Origin of the sequence: Micromonospora vinacea (assembly GCF_015751785.1) — a bacterium.
Taxonomy (GTDB): domain Bacteria; phylum Actinomycetota; class Actinomycetes; order Mycobacteriales; family Micromonosporaceae; genus Micromonospora; species Micromonospora vinacea.
In genome coordinates this window covers 6,797,615-6,814,863 of sequence record NZ_JADOTY010000001.1, presented here as the reverse complement: position 1 = coordinate 6,814,863, position 17,249 = coordinate 6,797,615, and the positions used below count along the sequence as shown (strand labels likewise).

The window sequence follows — 17,249 nt, the reverse complement described above, 5'->3', positions numbered from 1 at the left end:
GCCGGTCAGCGTGGCCAGCTCGCGTCGATGGCGCGCAGGGTCGTGTCGAGATCCTGCCGGCCGGCGATCCACGCGGTGGTCTCGCGCCAGAAGGATCCGGCGCCGACCGCGGGCGGCATGGAGTCCGAGCCGTCGAACCGGAAGGTCCGCACACGGTTCAGGATCTGCGCATGGGTCGCGTCGACCGGATGCGCGTAATCGCCCGGGCTCACGTCGGTGAAGGCCGAGAGGGTGCCGCCCTCGTGCGCCCGCGACTGACGGAACCAGTCGGCAGTCGTCATCAGCCGGGCGGTCTCCCGCACCGCCGGCCGGTCCTGGACCAGCGCCAGGATGTCGCCGCCGATGACCGCCCGGCTGCCGTCGGCCGCGCCGGAGCCGGCCGGGGCCGGGAACGGGAAGACGTCGTAGTCGCTGCCGGCCTTCGTGCCCTCCGGAAAGGAGCCCACGATGAAGCTGCTCTGCTTGTTCAGCCAGCATCCGGGCGGGGACTGGAACATCGGCTTGAGCGCCTCGGGAAAGGTGGTCGACACGATGTGGCCGCGTCCGCCGAGCGCGTTGCCGTCGGCGAGAGCGACCTGCTCGAACATCGTGAACGCCCGCTTGATCTCGGGCGCGGTGAACGGCAGCTCGCCGGCCACCCAGCGGTCGTAGACCTCCGGTCCGGCGGTCCGCAGGACCAGGTCCTCGATCCAGTCCGTGGTCATCCACCCGGTCGCCCCACCGTCGGCGATGCCGATGCACCAGGGCGCCGCCTTCTGCTCGTCGCGGATGCGCGCAGTGAGGGCCAGCATCTGCTCCCAGGTGGCCGGCGCCTGGTACGCCGCCTTACGGAACGCCTGGGGCGGGTACCAGACCAGGCCCTTGAGGTTGAGCGAGAGCAGCACGCCGTGGAGGTTCCCGCCGATCACCCCGTTGTCGATGAGTCCCGGGCGCATCCGGCGGCCGAGCTCGTCGCGGTCGAAGAGGCCCATCTCCTCCAGATCCTTGACGTCGCCCTTCTCGGCGAACTGCGACAGCAGTGCGGGCTGGGCAGCAGCAGCAGGTCGGGCGGGTCGGCCGAGCGTAGGCGTTCGGGGGCCTCGTTCTCGAAGTCGCTGGAGGTCACGTATGTGACGTGGATGCCGCTCGTCTTGGCCCACTGGTCAAAGTGTCTCTGCATGTACTTCTTGTGATCGGAGGTCGCACCGAGGATGGTGACGGTCTCCGGCGGGCCGGTCTTCGCGCTGCCGTCCGGTTCTTGTTCGCTGCATCCGGCGGCCGCGGCCAGCAGCACCGCCAGGGCGTAGATCCCGGCGCGATGACGCAACATCGTTGTCCTACCTCCTGTGACAGCCTGGGCGGGGACCACGACAGCAACCACATCGTTGCCCTTCGGTGGCCATTTCTGCCGGACCGTGCCCGGCGCGGAGGGCGGCAAACCGACCCCGCGGTGGCCACGGCCGGACAATCCCCGCGATGACCGGTTCCTGCCCGGCTACCCGGCGCTACAGCCAGCCCCGCTGTGCCGCCTGGACACCGGCCTGGAATCGGCTGGCAGCGCCGAGCCTGTCGAGCAGCAGGGAGACATGGCGCCGGACGGTCCGCACCGAGATCCCCATACTGCGCGCCGCCGACTCGTCGGTGACACCGAGCGCCAGCAGTTGCAGCAGCCTGCGGTCACTGTCGCTGAGCCCACCACCGGCCGACGCCGTATGGTCCGGGCCGCCGAGCCGCTGGGAGTGTGCCCAGCAGGACTCGAAGAGGGCCGCCAGCGTTTCGGAGACGGCGGGGTCGATGACGATGACGGTCTCGAGACGGCCTTCGTGGCCGGTCGTGAGCACGGCGGTGACCCGGTCGACGACGATCGCCGTGGCAGCCACATCGGCTGCCGTCCGAACCTGACCGCCCTCGCTGACCAACTCGCCCACGTACGCCAGGTCGTCCTGATGCACCAGCCGGCCGTGGGGATAGAGCGCCCGGATCGCCACGCCTCGGCGCAGCGCACAGCGGTCCAGGTCGGCAGAGGCGCCGGTGAGCCCGTGCACGGCGGGGCGGTGGCTCTGCAGGGCGACGATCTCACGGCTGGCGCCGCGGACCAGCTCGTCAAGCTTGGCCTGGCGCAGCGGCCAGCTGCGGATGCGCTGCCCCGGGCCGCCGCCGTCACCGGTCAGCTGCGCCGCCATCATCGCGGAGAGGTGTACGCGCGCTCGCATGGCGTTCGCACGCTGACGGGCCGCGGCGGCCTCGATGTCGGCGAGCCGCTGGGCGAGCACGACGTCGGGCACGACCGGCGCGAGCTGCCCGAGGCGCCGAGGATCGTCGACCAGCAGACCCTCCCGGATCAGCGCCGCCCGGCTGGCGAGTACGGCGTCCTCTTTCTCACCGAGGTGCCGGGCGACCTGCGCCGCTGTCCATGACGGGTTCCGCAGCCAGGTTTCGTACGCCTCCTGGTCGATCGTCGTCAGTCCCAGTGCTTCGAGCATCGATACCCCGATCGTCGATGTTGTCGGCCGGGTCCGCGAGCCCGTGCCGGTGACCCGCTGCAGGTGGGTGCCAAAAGGGGTGGCGGCATCGGCATGCCAGCCGATCGGCGTTTGACCGAAGCCGGCCCGGAAACCGGACCGGTGAGCAAAATTCGACGTACGTCGATACTTTCGGAAGGGGAGCGTCCATGACGAGTGCGCAGGAACCGCCCGACGACGAGATCACCGCGGAACTCGAGCGGTACTCCCGGGTAGCGGTCACCGGAGGATCCGGATTCGTCGGCCGTCATCTGGTTTCGGCCCTGGCCGCGCGGCACGGGGATGTGGTCGCCCTTGACGTGGCACCCCCGCCCGTACCGCATCCGCGCCGCACCCAGACCCGCCATGTGGACCTGCGCGACGCCCAGGCCGTCGAGGCCGCCGTCGCCGATGCCGACCTGGTCATCCATCTGGCCGGGAACGCCAGCGGAACGGTCTCGGTCGAGCGGCCCCGCTTCGACTTCGAGACCAACGCGGTGGCGACTTTCAATCTCTGTGAAGCGCTGACGAAATCGGGCGTCGCCCGGCTCGTCTACCTCTCCTCGGCGATGGTGTACGGCGTCCCGCAGGTGGCTCCCTTGCCGGAGACGCACCCCGTTGCCCCCTTTCTGCCGTACGCGTCGTCGAAACTGGCCGGCGAACACGCGGTGATCGGCTTCTGCCACGCCTTCGGCCTCGAGGCCACCATCGGCCGGGCCTTTACGCTGTACGGCCCGGGGGAGAAGCCGCAGATCGCCGGCGGCGAGGTGTCCCAGTTCCTGCGCTGGCACCTGCGGGGCCGGCCGATCCACGCCGCCGGTGACCCGGACCGCAAGACCCGCGACTTCTGCCACGTCGAGGACCTGGTCCAAGGCCTGCTCCTACTCGCGGTGCGGGGCCGCAGTGGGGAGGTCTACAACATCGGCTCCGGCACCGAGACGTCTCTGCGGGAGCTCGCCCACGTCATCGAGACCGTGACCGGCGAACCCGCCCGGCTGGTCAGCGACGGAACGGTCACTGAGGACACGTACCGCATGGTTGCCGACATCACCAAGCTGGGTGGGCTTGGCTACCGTCCTCGCATACCCCTGCTGGACGGCGTCCGGAACCTCGCCGACGCGCTGGGCGACCGGCCCGAGTTGCCCGGCGTGGACACCATCTTCCGCGCGGAGCAGCGCCTCGCCGCCAGTTCCGGTCGGGCCTGACCAGCACCCCGCCCTCATGCCCGGTGCTCCGGGTCCCGCGCCGGAGCACCGGGCATGATGAGCAGAGTCGTGAGGACCGACGCACCGACGACCACGGCCCCGATGAACTGCGTGGAGCTGTATCCGGAGCCGGCACCGATCATGGTGAGGTAGACGGCGACCGAGATCGCACCGCCGACGTGCGTGGTCGACTCGAACAGCGCGGAGGCGAGCCCGCGATCCTCCGGCGCGGCGTCGCCGATGCACTCTCGGGTCAGCCCCACGTAGATGGGGCCCGCGCTCAGTCCCCAGAGGACCAGGTACACCACCAGCACGGTCAGGGACCCGGCGGTGCCGAACGCCACCAGGGCCAACGTGATCGAACACAGCAGGAGAGCCAGCGCCACGACGCGGCGGGAGCCGTAACGCCGTACCAGCCGGCCGGCCGGAGCGGCACTGATCACGGCGCCGAGCAGCACCGGAGCCAGCGCGATGCCGGCCTGCGCCGCGGACAACGAGTACACGTCCTGCAACTGCAGGCTGCCCACGACCACGACCGCGGCGTACGCCGCCGAATGCGCACCGAATGCCAGGCAGCTGGCCACCAGCCGGCGGGACCGCACCACCGACGGCTTGATGATCGGGTTGCGAACCCGCCGCTCCCACCACACCAGCGCGTTCAGCATCAGCACGCCAGCCAGGACCGGCGACACCGTCGCCAGTCCTGGCCCGTGCTCACCGATCCGGGTGGCTCCGTAGATCACGGCGAGCAGCCCACCGGTGACCAACGCCGCCCCGGTGACGTCGAGCCGCTCCTGCCGGCTGCCGGACGGCTCGTCGGCCGGCAGCAACAACAGCCCAGCCACCACGGCGAGCGCCGCAGCCGGGACAACGACGATGAACACCCACCGCCAGCCGAGGTACGAAGTGATCACGCCGCCGAGGACCGCCCCGGCCATGCCGGCCGTGTTCGCCGCGGCCGCCACCACGGAGAACACCCGGCTGCGCCACGGCTCATCAGGAAAGAGGGTGGCAGCCGACGCCAGCGCCGCGGGAATGGCGAACGCCGCCCCGAGGCCCTGCATCACCCGGCCCACCAGCAGGAGCGCCAGCGTGCCCGCCACCCCGGAGAGCAGCAGCCCGGTCCCGGTCAGCGCGAGACTGGCGACGATCACCCGGCGCCGGCCCCAGACGTCGCAGACGCGGCCGCCGAGGACGAGGAAGCCACCGATGGTCAGCGAGTAGAGGGTCACCACCCACTGCAGCTGCGCGGGCGGGACTCTGAACTCCGCGCCGATGTCCGGCAGCGCCGTGGCGACGGCGAGGCTGTCGAACAGCACCAGGAACATAGCGCCGGCAAGCACCAGAGCGGTGGGCCAGCCATGCCTCACCGGCCGCGCCGCGGGCGCCATCGTCTGCGATTCCATCAGTCCTCCGTGCTCGCCGTATGACCGTCCTCGCCCTCGTCCCCGGCTCGGCTATCCGGCCGATTGGGCCTGTCGAACGGGTGCCGGCAGGTCGTATCCGTACTGCCGGGCCACCGCACCGAGCTCGGGATCGGAGAAGTACCCGGCCAGGCCCGGTGTCATCCAGGATGTCCAGCCCGACACCGCGCCCTTGCGGATCATCCGCGGTTGCTGCTGCCCTGCGGCGTCCTGCGCCAGCACGGCGTCCTCGTGCGCCCGCATCCGCTCGAAGCTGCTGGCCTCCGCGGCGGCGCGGAGGGTGTCCGCGGTGACGTCCACCGGAAGCTCGCGCAGCGCCGGCTCGAGTACCTCCACCGGGCGCTGCTTGAGGTCCTCGAAACGCAGTACCGTGGCATGGTCGTACCCTTGGGCCTGTTCTTCCCAGGCCTGGTAGAAGGCCGACCAGTCCTCGACCGGATTGGACGAGAAGTCACCGGGACCGCGCAGCCAGTCCTCGAACTCGTCGGGCACCTTGTCCCACTCCTCCTCGCCGAAGGAGCGGCGCCACTGGCGGCGGCGGAGGCCACCTCGATGACGGAGTCGAGCCCGAACCCGATCACCGCGGTCGAGGACACCATCGTCCCGGCGCTGATGGCGATGACCGCCTCGATCACGTTTTAGGTGATGGTCGCCGCGACGAACAGACCTGCCCGCCGGATCAGGATCGCGCAGCGGGCCGGTGACGGGCCAACCGACACCACCGGCAGGGGCGCGTCACCCGGTCGTCTTCGCCGCAGCGCCGGCCAGGATGACCGCGCCGGGGTCGACCTTTCGGCCGTATGTCATCCGCGCCTGCGTCCCTCGACGCCGGCAGACTTGGAGCAGCGACTGGTAGAAACGGCGGCAGTGCCTAAACCGCTAACCCCAGTCGTCGCGTCGCGCCGGTGACCGGCCTATGCAGTTGGCGATACGGGGTTAGCGTGGGGTCGAGGCGGGTCAGTCGCGCGTCGCGCCGAGGGATCTGGGTGATCGACATCGTGGACATGTTTGCGTTCGAGACTTCAGCCGGCCTGTTGGAGACACCGGTCGGGGTCGTCGGCTCGCGCCGGGTCGAGGTCCGGTGAGCGCCGTCGAGGTTTTGGTGGTCGGGGCGGGGCCAACCGGACTGGCCATGGCCGGGCAGTTGGCCGCCTTGGGTGTGCGGGTCCGGGTGGTGGATCGGTCTCTCGACCGGGTGCGGGAGTCCCGTGCCCTGGCGATTCAGCCCCGCACCCTGGAGGTGCTCGCCAGTCTCGGGGTGACTGACGAGATGGTGGCCGTCGGGAACCGCGCCGTGCGGCTGTGTCTGCACGCACGGGGGCGGGCGCGAACCGTGCCGCTGTTCGATTTGGGTCTGTCCGGCACCGCGTATCCCTATCTGCTCTTCCTGTCGCAGGCGGAGACCGAGCGGATCCTGGGTGAGCACCTCGCGGCGGTGGGGCTTGACATCGAACGGGGTGTCGAGCTGGTGGGGCTGGACCGTGCCGTCGACGGTGCGGTGGCGACGCTGCGGCACGGAGACGGCCGGGCGGAGCGGGTGGCGGCCCGGTACGTGGTGGGTTGCGACGGCGCACACAGCGCCGTGCGGCACCTCGCCGGAATCGGCTTCGAGGGCGCTGCGTATCCGCAGACGTTCGTCTTAGCTGACCTGGAGGCCGACGGCCTCGACACGGGGACGGCGCATGTCTTCTTGTCCGAGCGGGGAATGCTGTTCTTCTTCCCACTCGGCCATCCGAGGACCTGGCGGCTGCTGGTCATGCGGCCACCCGCCGAGGTGGCCTCACCAGACGCCCCGGTCACCCTGCACGAGGTGCAGGCACTCGCCGACACCTACACCGATGCGACGGTGCGCCTGCGTGATCCTGTCTGGATGACCAATTTCCGGCTGCACCACCGCGCCGCCACCCACTACCGGGCCGGTTCGGTGTTCCTGGCTGGCGACGCCGCGCACATCCACAGCCCCGCCGGCGCGCAGGGCATGAACACCGGCATCCAGGACGCCGTTAACCTCGGCTGGAAACTCGCCCAGGCCCTGCGGGGCAACGCCACCTCGGCCCTGCTGGATACCTACGAGATCGAACGGGCGCCTGTTGGCCGGATGGTGCTGCGCTTCAGCGACCGGGCGTTCATTGTCGCGACGTCCACCAATCCGGCAGTCCGGTTCGCTCGGACCCGGATCGCCCCCGCCCTCATCCCGGTCGTGCTCGCGTCGCGGTTCGTGCGGGCCTCCGCCTTCCGGACCGTGTCGCAGCTGGGCATCAGCTACCGGAACAGCCCGCTGTCGGTGGAAGGGCCGCGCCCATCGAGGACCGGTCCACGCCCTGGGGACCGGCTGCCCGACGCCCCGCTGCCCGGCACCGGAGACGCCAGCACGCTGCATCGGCTCACCTCCACGTCCGGATGGCACCTGCTGCTGTGTGGACTATCCGCTGCCTGGCCTGCCGGCGACACCGTGAGGCTGGCTGGGGAGCAACTCACCGTGCACCGGTTGGCCGAACCCGACGCCACCGCAGCGGCCGCCACGTCCGATACTCAGGCCTTGCGACGGTTGGGGTTCGGCCCCGGCGCTAATGGCGTGTTACTGGTCCGTCCCGACGGACACATCGGCTACCGGGCTGGTGGTACCGACCTGACCGGGCTGTTCGCCTACCTGGACCGCTGGCTCGGCTCCTAACCCCGCCCGCTGCTGTCATCGGGCGTACTGCGCTGGAGCAGCGACGGTGCGGCAGCCGAGGCCAAGGGGCAGCCGGTTGACGAGCGTCGCGCCCCGCCGGCCGATACCCCGTCTGTCAGGGCGGTACTGCCGGAAGCGGTTTCCTGAGGGCGGGGTGCTGTGGCTTCCCAGCGCTGCTACTCGAGGCCAAGGCGCCGACGGCGGGCAGCGTTTCGACGGGTCAGGCAGCAGGGATGAGTTCGGCGAGGAGCTTCTCCACGCGGCTGCGGATCTCGTCGCGGATGGGGCGGACGGACTCGACGCCCTTGCCGGCCGGATCGTCGAGCTTCCAGTCCTCGTAGCGCTTCCCGGGGAAGACAGGGCAGGCGTCACCGCAGCCCATGGTCACGATGACGTCCGACGACTCGGCGGTGGCGTACTCGAGGAGCTTCGGGCTCTGGTCGGTGATGTCGATGCCGACCTCGTGCATGGCCTGCACGGCAGCCGGGTTGACGGTTTCTGCGGGGGCGGAGCCGGCGGAGCGGACCTCGACTCTGTCGCCGGCGAGGTGGCGCAGCCAGCCGGCGGCCATCTGGGAGCGACCGGCGTTGTGCACGCAGACGAACAGGACGCTGGGCTTGTCGGGCATCAGGAGCCTTCCTTGCAGTAATGGGTCGTGGGGCCGGTGGAGCAGCGCCTGGTCAGGAAACCCGGCGAGGTGCCGGCGGGGTCGCTGTTGCGGTCGAGTAGCTGGTAGCGGCCGGCGGGCCAGGGTGGATTGACCAGGCCCCGGTGTGCCTCGTCGTTCTGCGGCACGGTGTTCACGTGCGAGGGTCGAGCGCTGGATCGCGCTCGCTGGTCGGGACGACAACCTGGTCGGCGGCCTTCCCGGCGTCGGGGTAAAGGGCGGCCAGGAGGCAGATGCCGATGGCGAGGCCGACGATCTGGGCGATGACGAAGCCGGGTACGGAGGCGGGGGCGATGCCGGCGAAGGTGTCGGTGAACGCCCGCCCGATTGTCACGGCCGGGTTTGCGAACGAGGTGGACGAGGTGAACCAGTACGCCGCGCCGATGTAGGCGCCGACGGCGGCGGGGGCGACCGGCGCGCGACCGGAGCGGGCGAGGGCGAAGATCAGCAGGATCAGCCCAGTGGTCGCGACGACCTCACCGAGCCACAGGTGTCCGGCCGCGCGGTCCTTGCCGGCGAAGTCAACGGCGGTCAGGTCGAACATGAGGTTCGCGAGGATCGACCCGCCGATTGCCCCGAGGATCTGGGCGGGGACGTAACCGGCGAGATCACGGCTGGTGAGGCCGGTGCCGGCGCGGCGGCCGAGGAACCAGTCCGCGGCGGAGACGACCGGGTTGAAGTGCGCGCCGGAGACCGGGCCGAAGATCAGGATCAGGGCGCCCAGGGCGAACGCGGTGGCGATCGAGTTCTCCAGCAACTGGAGCCCGACATCGTCGGGGGAGAGGGTGGTGGCCATGATGCCGGAGCCGACCACGGCGGTGACCAGCAGTGCGGTGCCGGTGAACTCGGCCAGCAGGCGCCGCCGGAGTGCGATGGTCATCAGTCTGTTCTCTTCCATTGCAGTGACGTCCCGGAGCAGGGTGTGGGCGGGGTGCGGTGATTACCGGTTCGCGGGGACGTTGAGGTCGTCGAGCAGGCGGCGGACGCGGCGTTCTATTTCGTCGCGGATGGGTCGGACGTCGGCCAGGTCGAGGCCGGCCGGGTCGTCGAGGTCCCAGTTTTCGTAGCGAGTGCCGGGGAAGACGGGGCAGGCGTCGCCGCAGCCCATCGTGACCACCACGTCGGCGGCGCGGACGACCTCGTCGGTCCAGGGCTTGGGAAACTCGTCGGAGATGTCGATGCCGCGCTCGGCCATCGCGGCGACCGCCGCCGGGTTGACCTCGATTCCTGGTTCGCTACCGCCGGACCAGGCGACGGCTTTGGCGCGGGCGAGATGGGTGAAGAAGCCGAGCGCCATCTGAGAGCGACCGGCGTTGTGGGTGCACAGGAACAGCGCCACCGGGAGGCCGTCGTGGTGGTGCCCCTCGACGCGGGCAAGAGCCTGCAGGCGCTGGCGGGCGAAGCGCTCGGCCAGCAGGGGCAGGTAGTTGGGGACACTCCCGACAGTGGCGAACTGGTCGTAGCTGGCGTGCAGAAACCGCTCCACAGTCTCGGTGCCGTAGGTGCCGTCGAACTCGGCGGCGAGGCGGGCGGCGGCGGTGCGCAGAGCGAGCTGCTGGTCGATGGAGAGGTCTTCGCGCAGGTACGCGCTGGTGTCAGTCATGGCGGTCTCCCGAACTCGTGGCGGGGGTGATGACGGGGGCGACGCGGTCGATGCGGGCGGCGAGGTCGGCGAACGCGGCCTCGAACGCGGCGTCGGTGTCGACGCGAACCGGGTCGGGCACCGACCAGTGCAGCCGGGGCCGGACCGGGCCGTTGAGTTCCTCGTGGGCGTTGTCGCAGACGGCGATGAGCAGGTCGTCATCGCGCACAATGTCCGTGACGTGCGCCGTGCCGGCCACGTCCAACTGCAGCCCATGGCGGTGAGCCACGGCGACCGCGCGCGGATGAATCCGCTCTGCGGGCTTCGTTCCGGCGGACGCCGCCGAGGTGTGGGTGCGGTCGGACCAAAGGGCGGCGGCGAGCTGCGAGCGGGCCGAGTTGTGGGTGCAGACGAAGACCACCCGACCCACGCCGGTCAGTGGCGCTGGCGTCAGCGTGGCCAGGGCCTCGGGTCGCAGGCGCAGGTAGGTGCGACGGCGGTCTCCCTCGGACCGGCCTCGGACGAGCAAACCGGCTTCGCTGAGGACCTTGACGTGGTGGGCGACCAGATTCGTCGGCATCTGAAGGTCGTGGGCGATCTCGCCGGGAGAGGCGTCGCCCAGGGTGAGCGCGTCGACGACCGCCAGGCGCGCAGGATCGCCGAGCGCGGCGTGGACCCGGGCGCGCGCCTGCAGGGAAGCAAACTCAATAGCCATTGACTCAACTATCACTGAGCAATCGCGATGTTGTCAAGCGACGACGAGTCAGCGGTCGGTGTGGAGCGCTATGGGTGCACGCGGCGAGCTGAGGTTGGGCCGAGAGGCTGCTTCTCCTGGGCCTGAAGTGGCTGTTCTTCCAGGTGATTCCCGCCGGGGTGATGGGCGCGGACGAGAGGGGTTGGCGTCTCGGCTCGGCCGTGAGGCTGCGGTCAGCAGCAGGTCATGAGGTACGACTGCAGCTCGGCCAGCGCCGCGACAGCGCCGTCGCGGTCGGCGCGGTAGTACACCGTCTTCCCCGCGCGCCGCGAGGTCACGATCCGACCCCGGCGCAACAGGGTCAGCTGCTGCGACGCCGTCGCCTGGCTGATGCCGGCCTGCTCAGCGACTTCCCCGACGGACAGCTCAGCGCCTCGGGAGAACAGCATCATGATCCGCTGTCGCGTCGGGCTGCCCAACGCCTTGAGGAACTCCTGCGTGTCCGGCGCCAGTCCGGTCGGTCCGACGCCGGGCGCGACCGCTGCCGGTTCTGGCTGATCCATGGTCACACCTTCCCGCATCACCATCATATTGTCATTCAACAAAACGACGACATGATCATTGAGTGATCACCTCCTTAGAGCCGGTCGTCATCGTCGGTGGCGGCCAGTCCGGTCTCGCCGCCGCCCGCGCCGCCCTCTCCGCTGGCCTGCGCCCCGTCGTCCTGGAAGCAGGCGCCGCACCGGTGGGGTCCTGGCCCGACTACTACGACAGCCTCACCCTGTTCTCCCCGGCCCGATACAGCTCCCTGCCCGGCGTGGCGTTCGACGGGGGAGACCCCGACCGCTACCCGGCCCGCGATGAAGTCGTCGCCTATCTGCGCCGCTACGCCGGGAGCATCGACGCCGAGATCCGCACCGGCGCCCGGGTCACCGCTGTGCACCCGCGCCCGAGCGGTGGCTACCTCGTCCACACCGACAACGGCGACGAGATCGCCGCGGCGGGCATCGTCGCCGCGAGCGGCTCCTTCGGCAATCCGTACCTGCCGGTGCTGCCCGGCCAGGACGCCTACGCTGGCGAGGTGCGGCACGTCGCGCACTATCGGCGGCCCGTGCCGTATGCCGGCAAGCGGGTCCTCGTCGTGGGCGCGGGGAACTCCGCCATCCAGGTCGCCTACGAACTCGCGCCACACGCGAGGGTCACCCTGGCCACCCGGGCGCCGATCCAGTTCCTGCCGCAGCGCATCCGGGGCCGGGACCTGCACCACTGGCTCCGCGTCACGGGCGCGGACCTGCTGCCCAGGGCGATACTCGCCCGCCTGATTCGCCACGCGGCCGTGCTCGACACCGGCGTTTACCGCGACGCGATCACAGCCGGCCTGCTGACCCGCCGGGAGATGTTCACCGCTTTCACCGCCGACGGCGTCATCTGGGCCGACGGTACGCACGAGCCGGTCGACGCGGTGCTCTTCGCGACCGGCTACCGCCCGAACCTCGACTACCTCGCCCCGCTCGGAGCCCTGGATGACGGGATGCCCTGCCATGTGGGGGGTGTCTCCACGACCCACCTGGGACTGGTCTACCTCGGGTTGGAGTTCCAGCGGTCGTTCTCGTCGAACACCCTGCGCGGCGTCGGGCGCGACGCGTCCCACGTCGTCGCCGCCCTGGCTGGCGACGAGTCCGGCGGATCGCGGCGCCGCCGGCAGTCTACGAAGCGGTCACCGGTTCGACGGTGAGCAGCGCCGCGAGTTGGCGCAGCACCGCCGGTCGGGCTCGGTAGTACACCCACGTGCCGCGCCGCTCGGAGTCCACGAGGCCAGCCTCGCGCAGGCTCTTGAGGTGATGCGAGATGGTCGGGCCGCTGAGGTTGAAGGCGGGGGTGAGGTCACACACACACGCCTCGCCGTTGTCAGCGGAGGCGATCATCGACATCAGCTGCAGGCGGACCGGGTCACCGAGGGCCTTGAACGCCGGCGCGAGCACCGCGGCGGTCTCGGCCGGCACACGGTGCTGCGCCAGGGGCTGGCAGCAGAACGCCTCGGCGGTCACGTCGGCGAGGGTGAGAGACGCAGCTTGCTTCGACATTCCTCTAGGTTGACATCCCTCTAATCAATGTGCAACTGTCTGCTTCGACAGACGTCAAGACAGTGGGGATGGGAGAGATCATGCTCAGGCTCACGCGCCGACAGAGGGCATCCGTGACCGGTGTCCGATTTTGCGACTCCTGTGCCGAGGTCAGCACCGCCGAGCAGCGTGCCCAGCGCCGCTTCGACGCGGCACGGACCGCCCACGCGACCTTCGGCCGATGATCGCCGCCTGTGGTTGGTAGGCTTTATCGTCTATCGGCGATGAACGATGAAGGGTGGTGGGGGTGACCGAGCTACTCGATCGGACGACGGCGCAGACATACGCGTCGTGGTTCCGGGCGCTGGCCGACCCAACCCGGGTGCAGATCGTCGAGTACCTTGCCCGGCAGGCTCAGGCGATGAGCGTGAGGGAGATCGTCACCGCGATCGGGCTGGCGCAGTCCACTGTCTCGCAGCACCTGAAGATCCTCACCGAGGTGCGATTCGTCCTCGTCGAGCCGGTCGGCACCGCCCGTCACTACCGGGTCAACGACGCCTGCGTCGACTGCTTCCCCTCCGCCGCGGACGTGGTCATGGGTCGGCCCGCTCCCAGTCCGAACGGAGCCTGCTGATGCCCGACATCACCGTGCGCCCCCTGCGGGACGACGACGCCGAGCGGGTGCTGGCTATCTACCAGTCGGGACTCGACGCCGGCAACGCCAGCTTCGAGACGACCGCACCGACCTGGCCGGTGTTCGACGCGGCGAAGCTGCCCGAGCACCGCTTCGTTGCCGTCAACCCGGATGACACGGTGCTTGGTTGGATCGCGGTCGCACCCACCTCGGCCCGTGCGGTCTACGCCGGTGTGGTGGAGCACTCCGTCTACGTCGACCCCGCCGCGCAGGGCCGCGGCGTCGCCCGGCTGCTGCTGGACACGCTGATCGCCTCCACCGAAGCCGCTGGTATCTGGACCATCCAGTCCGGAGTGTTCCCCGACAACGCCGCCAGCCTCACCCTGCACGAGCGGGCCGGCTTCCGGGTCATCGGCGTGCGCGAGCGGGTCGGTCGCCATCACGGCCGCTGGCGCGACGTCGTGCTGCTCGAGCGGCGCAGTCCCGTCGTCAGCTGACCAGCCCCAGCCCCGCACCAGTGGGTTCCGTTTACCTACTTGATTCGACAGTTATCAACACAGAGGAGTTTGATCGATGAGCACTATGAACGGCCTACCCGTCGTGGTCATCGGCGCCGGCCCGGTCGGCCTGGCCGCCGCCGCGCACCTGCACGAGCGGGGCATCGCTTTCACCGTCCTCGAAGCTGGCGACACCCCCGGCGCCGCCGTGCGGCAGTGGGGCCACGTGCGGGTGTTCTCCCCATGGCGCTACAACATCGACCCGGCCGCCCGCCGGATTCTCGACGAGGCGGGTTGGGTCGCCCCTGACCTGGAGGCGTTGCCGACCGGTGCGGAGCTGGTCGGCGACTACCTCCAGCCCCTCGCGCAGCTGCCGCAGCTCAAGCCGCACCTGCGCTACGGCGCCCGGGTCGAAGCGATCAGCCGCCTGGGCCTGGACCGGCTGCGCACCGCTGGCCGTGAGTCCACCCCGTTCCTGATCCGTCTCGCCGACGGCGATGAACTGCTCGCCCGTGCGGTGATCGACGCGTCCGGCACCTGGGGCACCCCGAACGTCCTGGGTGCGTCCGGCTTGCCGGCCCGCGGTGAGAGCACTGTCGCGGCGTTCCTGGAGCACGCGTTGCCCGATGTTCTCGGCGCGGCCCGGGACCGCTTCGCCGGCCGGCACACCCTCGTCGTCGGGGCCGGGCACTCCGCCGCGAACACGCTGCTGTCCCTGGCCGAACTGGCCGAGTCCGCGCCGGGCACCGAGGTGACCTGGGCGATCCGGACCGCCTCACCGTCGCGCACCTACGGCGGCGGAGACGCCGACGCGCTGCCCGCCCGCGGCGCCCTGGGCTCACGGCTGCGCGCGCACGTCGACGCCGGCCGGATCCGGCTGCTCACCGGCTTCTCGGTGCACGCCCTCACCCCGACAGACGGCCGGGTCAGTGTGGTGGTGCGCCACGCCGACGGCAGCGAGGAATCGGTCACCGTGGACCGGATCGTCGCCGCCACAGGCTTCCGCCCCGACCACTCGATCGCCGCCGAGCTGCGCCTGGACCTCGACCCGATCATGGGCGCCACCCGCGCCCTCGCGCCGCTGATCGACCCGAACGAGCACTCCTGCGGCACCGTGCCCCCGCACGGCGTGAACGAACTCACCCACCCGGAAACCGGCTACTACGCCGTCGGCATGAAGGCCTACGGCCGGGCCCCGACGTTCCTCATGGCCACCGGCTACGAGCAGGTCCGCTCCGTCGTCGCCGCCCTCGCCGGCGACTGGGCCGCCGCCCGCGACGTCCAACTCGACCTACCCGAAACCGGCGTCTGCAACAGCAACCCCGCCGACACCGCCACCGGCGACAGCTGCTGCGGCCCGGCACCCGCCGCCGAACCCGCAGCGCGCGGACTCGCCACCGGCATCTCCGGCGGGCTGCTGTCCACACCGTTGAACCTGGTCACCCTCGACGCCGCCCCCGCCGGCGCTCAGGCCGGCGGCTGCTGCAGCTGATGCCCACCACCGCGACGGTGCCCGCCGACCCTACAGTCGGCGGGCACCACGCCCACGGTTGGCGAATCGTCGCCGCCCTGGCCATCACCTCCACCGTCGGCTACGGCACCCTCTACTACGCCTACCCGGTGCTGCTGCGCCCCATGGCCGCGACCCTCGACGCCTCCACCACCGCCGTCACCGGCGCGCTCACCGTCTCCGTCCTCGCCAGCGCGCTCATGGCCATCCCGGTCGGCAGGTGGCTCGACCACCACGGCGGACGCGCGCTGATGACCATCGGGTCGATCGCCGCAACCGCCCTGCTCGTGGCCTGGTCCCAGGTGCAGACCATCGGCCAGCTCTACGCCGTCATGATCGGCATCGGAATCACCGGCGCGATGGTGCTCTACGAGCCAGCCTTTGCCGTCATCATCGCCTGGTTCACCCCCGACCGGCGCGCCACAGCCCTGCTGGCCGTCACCATCGTGGCCGGCTTCGCCAGCACCATCTTCATGCCCCTGACCGGTCTGCTGGCCGCGCACCTCGGCTGGCGCGGCGCGCTGCTCGTCCTCGCCGTCATCCATGGGCTGCTCACCGTGCCCCTGCACGCCCTCACCATCCGCCGACCCCGCACACCATCAGCGGCGCCGACACCTGCTGACCCCAGCCCGCCGGCCCACGCCCAGCGGCGCACGATCGTCAAGGCCGCGATGCGCGACGCCCGATTCTGGATCCTGACCGCAACGTTCATCGCGCAGGGCGCGGCCACCAGCACCATGACCGTCCACCTCGTCGGCTACCTGATCAGCCGCGGCCACCCCGCCACCTTCGCCGCCACCGTCACCGGCCTGCTCGGCGTCCTGTCGGTCACCGGCCGGCTCGTCCTCACCGCCGCCCGCCGACACCTACGCGTCACCACGATCGTGGCCGCCGTCTTCGCCACCCAAGCCGCCGCCATCCTCACCATGCCCCTGCTCGCCGACACCCGCACCGGCGCTGTCATCACCGTCGTCGGCTTCGGGCTCGGCTTCGGCATCACCAGCCTCGCCACCCCAGCCCTGCTCGCCGACCGCTACGGCACCACCGCCTACGCCAGCGTCGCCGGACGCCTCGCCGCACCCGTCACCATCGCCAAAGCCACCGCGCCCCTGGCAGCCGCCGCCCTCCTGCACACCACTGGCGGATACACGCCGCTGCTCGCCGCCGCCGCCACCTGCTGCGCGCTCGCCGCCATCGGCATGACCACCCGAGCGAAAACCACCGTGCCACGGCCTTTCACCCTCCAGACCTGAGGCGATCGCCGCAGCCTTCGCCCATATAGCGGGGCGGTCGCTGTTGTACCGATGTGAGTTCGCCGAGAAGTGGCCGTGGGTGCCGGCCTGGCCGCACAGGTCTCGCATTGCGACCGTACTCCTCGGCGATGTGCGGGCCCGCTGGCAAACGCTGATTGTCGGCGGGCTACAGGTTGTTGATTCGGGCCAGTAGGTCTGCCTCGGTCAGGTTTTCCAAGACCGCGTCCTGCTTGCGGCCCAGGACCGCCAGCAGCTTCTCCTTCTCCAGCTTCTTGGCCGCCGCCGCCTTCGCCGCCTGGTCCTCCATGAGGCGGACGGCGATGACGTGCTTGACGACCTCCAGCTTGGTCTCCAAGGTTGCCTTGGCCGGATTGGTCTCGGTGGCCACGAACGACTCAGTGTCGACGGCCTTGAGCTCGGCGTTGACCGCCTTGGCCACATCATCGAGGCTGAAGCCGGACCTGGCGGTCAGCGGAAGCTCCCACAGCTGTTCCGTGGTCAGCAGTCCCTTGGCCGACGGATAGCGGAACTTCTCCCGTGTGGCCTTCTCGAAAATGGTCACGGTA

The 17,249-nt window shown here is 70.5% G+C and carries 20 protein-coding genes and 1 pseudogene; 7 read left to right on the top strand and 14 right to left on the bottom strand.

The genetic code is table 11. The features are described from left to right. Nucleotides 1–5 precede the first annotated feature (5 nt). The 3 genes from IW249_RS31785 to IW249_RS31775 all read right to left on the bottom strand — a co-directional run bounded on the left by IW249_RS31785 (nt 6) and on the right by IW249_RS31775 (nt 2,462). Entirely contained in the window at nt 6–971 is a 966-nt protein-coding gene (locus IW249_RS31785) for an ABC transporter substrate-binding protein (protein ID WP_196924163.1), read from the bottom strand. Further along, complete coding sequence (locus IW249_RS31780; RefSeq protein ID WP_196924162.1) at nt 905–1,309, bottom strand: hypothetical protein; 405 nt, start codon at nt 1,307–1,309, stop codon at nt 905–907. The genes IW249_RS31785 and IW249_RS31780 overlap by 67 nt, the downstream gene beginning before the upstream one ends. 175 nt (nt 1,310–1,484) lie before the next feature. After that, nucleotides 1,485–2,462 carry a helix-turn-helix transcriptional regulator gene (locus IW249_RS31775; RefSeq protein WP_196924161.1) on the bottom strand — a complete coding sequence of 326 codons (978 nt, stop codon included), beginning with the start codon at nt 2,460–2,462 and terminating at the stop codon, nt 1,485–1,487. A gap of 188 nt (nt 2,463–2,650) precedes the next feature. Between IW249_RS31775 and IW249_RS31770 the strand changes: the two genes are divergently transcribed. Further along, nucleotides 2,651–3,685: an NAD-dependent epimerase/dehydratase family protein gene (locus IW249_RS31770; RefSeq protein WP_196924160.1), complete on the top strand. Its 1,035-nt coding sequence runs from the start codon at nt 2,651–2,653 to the stop codon at nt 3,683–3,685. Between the two features lie 14 nt (nt 3,686–3,699). Here the strand turns inward: IW249_RS31770 and IW249_RS31765 are convergent, their stop codons facing one another. The 3 genes and pseudogenes from IW249_RS31765 to IW249_RS34615 all read right to left on the bottom strand — a co-directional run. Further along, nucleotides 3,700–5,091: an MFS transporter gene (locus tag IW249_RS31765; protein ID WP_196924159.1), complete on the bottom strand. Its 1,392-nt coding sequence runs from the start codon at nt 5,089–5,091 to the stop codon at nt 3,700–3,702. A gap of 51 nt (nt 5,092–5,142) precedes the next feature. Then, nucleotides 5,143–5,601: a sulfotransferase domain-containing protein gene (locus IW249_RS31760; protein WP_196924158.1), complete on the bottom strand. Its 459-nt coding sequence runs from the start codon at nt 5,599–5,601 to the stop codon at nt 5,143–5,145. Nucleotides 5,602–5,639: 38 nt separating this feature from the next. Beyond that, nucleotides 5,640–5,837, bottom strand: a pseudogene (locus IW249_RS34615) (cation transporter); the annotation flags it as partial. Between the two features lie 353 nt (nt 5,838–6,190). Here IW249_RS34615 and IW249_RS31755 point away from each other — a divergent pair. Beyond that, on the top strand, nt 6,191–7,783 hold the full coding sequence (locus IW249_RS31755) for an FAD-dependent monooxygenase (protein ID WP_196924157.1): 1,593 nt from the start codon (nt 6,191–6,193) through the stop codon (nt 7,781–7,783). Between the two features lie 220 nt (nt 7,784–8,003). Here the strand turns inward: IW249_RS31755 and IW249_RS31750 are convergent, their stop codons facing one another. The 6 genes from IW249_RS31750 to IW249_RS31725 form a co-directional block, all read right to left on the bottom strand. Next, nucleotides 8,004–8,411 carry an arsenate reductase ArsC gene (locus IW249_RS31750; RefSeq protein ID WP_196924156.1) on the bottom strand — a complete coding sequence of 136 codons (408 nt, stop codon included), beginning with the start codon at nt 8,409–8,411 and terminating at the stop codon, nt 8,004–8,006. After that, nucleotides 8,411–8,587, bottom strand: a complete 177-nt coding sequence (locus tag IW249_RS31745; protein WP_196924155.1) for a hypothetical protein — start codon at nt 8,585–8,587, stop codon at nt 8,411–8,413. Before IW249_RS31745 ends, IW249_RS31750 begins: the two co-directional genes overlap by 1 nt. After that, complete coding sequence (locus tag IW249_RS31740; protein ID WP_196924154.1) at nt 8,584–9,330, bottom strand: aquaporin; 747 nt, start codon at nt 9,328–9,330, stop codon at nt 8,584–8,586. The genes IW249_RS31745 and IW249_RS31740 overlap by 4 nt, the downstream gene beginning before the upstream one ends. A gap of 60 nt (nt 9,331–9,390) precedes the next feature. Next, nucleotides 9,391–10,053 (bottom strand): arsenate reductase ArsC, encoded by a 663-nt coding sequence (locus IW249_RS35120; protein ID WP_196924153.1) that lies wholly within the window; start codon nt 10,051–10,053, stop codon nt 9,391–9,393. After that, the gene (locus tag IW249_RS31730) at nt 10,046–10,747 is read right to left on the bottom strand and encodes an arsenate reductase/protein-tyrosine-phosphatase family protein (protein ID WP_196924152.1); all 702 of its coding nucleotides are present in this window, start codon (nt 10,745–10,747) and stop codon (nt 10,046–10,048) included. The genes IW249_RS35120 and IW249_RS31730 overlap by 8 nt, the downstream gene beginning before the upstream one ends. A gap of 212 nt (nt 10,748–10,959) precedes the next feature. Further along, entirely contained in the window at nt 10,960–11,289 is a 330-nt protein-coding gene (locus IW249_RS31725) for an ArsR/SmtB family transcription factor (protein ID WP_196924151.1), read from the bottom strand. 62 nt (nt 11,290–11,351) lie between these two features. Here IW249_RS31725 and IW249_RS31720 point away from each other — a divergent pair, with 62 nt between their 5' ends. Next, complete coding sequence (locus IW249_RS31720; RefSeq protein WP_307788772.1) at nt 11,352–12,461, top strand: flavin-containing monooxygenase; 1,110 nt, start codon at nt 11,352–11,354, stop codon at nt 12,459–12,461. Here IW249_RS31720 and IW249_RS31715 read toward each other — a convergent pair. Then, the gene (locus tag IW249_RS31715; protein WP_196924150.1) at nt 12,433–12,810 is read right to left on the bottom strand and encodes an ArsR/SmtB family transcription factor; all 378 of its coding nucleotides are present in this window, start codon (nt 12,808–12,810) and stop codon (nt 12,433–12,435) included. The genes IW249_RS31720 and IW249_RS31715 overlap by 29 nt on opposite strands. A 286-nt stretch (nt 12,811–13,096) precedes the next feature. On the opposite strand from IW249_RS31715, the gene IW249_RS31710 reads away from it, so the two are divergent. The 4 genes from IW249_RS31710 to IW249_RS31695 all read left to right on the top strand — a co-directional run bounded on the left by IW249_RS31710 (nt 13,097) and on the right by IW249_RS31695 (nt 16,683). Next, nucleotides 13,097–13,423 carry an ArsR/SmtB family transcription factor gene (locus tag IW249_RS31710; protein WP_196924149.1) on the top strand — a complete coding sequence of 109 codons (327 nt, stop codon included), beginning with the start codon at nt 13,097–13,099 and terminating at the stop codon, nt 13,421–13,423. After that, on the top strand, nt 13,423–13,920 hold the full coding sequence (locus IW249_RS31705; protein ID WP_196924148.1) for a GNAT family N-acetyltransferase: 498 nt from the start codon (nt 13,423–13,425) through the stop codon (nt 13,918–13,920). Before IW249_RS31710 ends, IW249_RS31705 begins: the two co-directional genes overlap by 1 nt. Before the next feature lie 76 nt (nt 13,921–13,996). Beyond that, nucleotides 13,997–15,412: an FAD-dependent oxidoreductase gene (locus tag IW249_RS31700; RefSeq protein WP_196924147.1), complete on the top strand. Its 1,416-nt coding sequence runs from the start codon at nt 13,997–13,999 to the stop codon at nt 15,410–15,412. Next, nucleotides 15,412–16,683, top strand: a complete 1,272-nt coding sequence (locus IW249_RS31695) for an MFS transporter (RefSeq protein WP_196924146.1) — start codon at nt 15,412–15,414, stop codon at nt 16,681–16,683. The genes IW249_RS31700 and IW249_RS31695 overlap by 1 nt, the downstream gene beginning before the upstream one ends. 166 nt (nt 16,684–16,849) lie before the next feature. On the opposite strand, the gene IW249_RS31690 is transcribed toward IW249_RS31695, so the two are convergent. Beyond that, nucleotides 16,850–17,245: a hypothetical protein gene (locus IW249_RS31690; protein WP_196924145.1), complete on the bottom strand. Its 396-nt coding sequence runs from the start codon at nt 17,243–17,245 to the stop codon at nt 16,850–16,852. Nucleotides 17,246–17,249 lie beyond the last annotated feature (4 nt).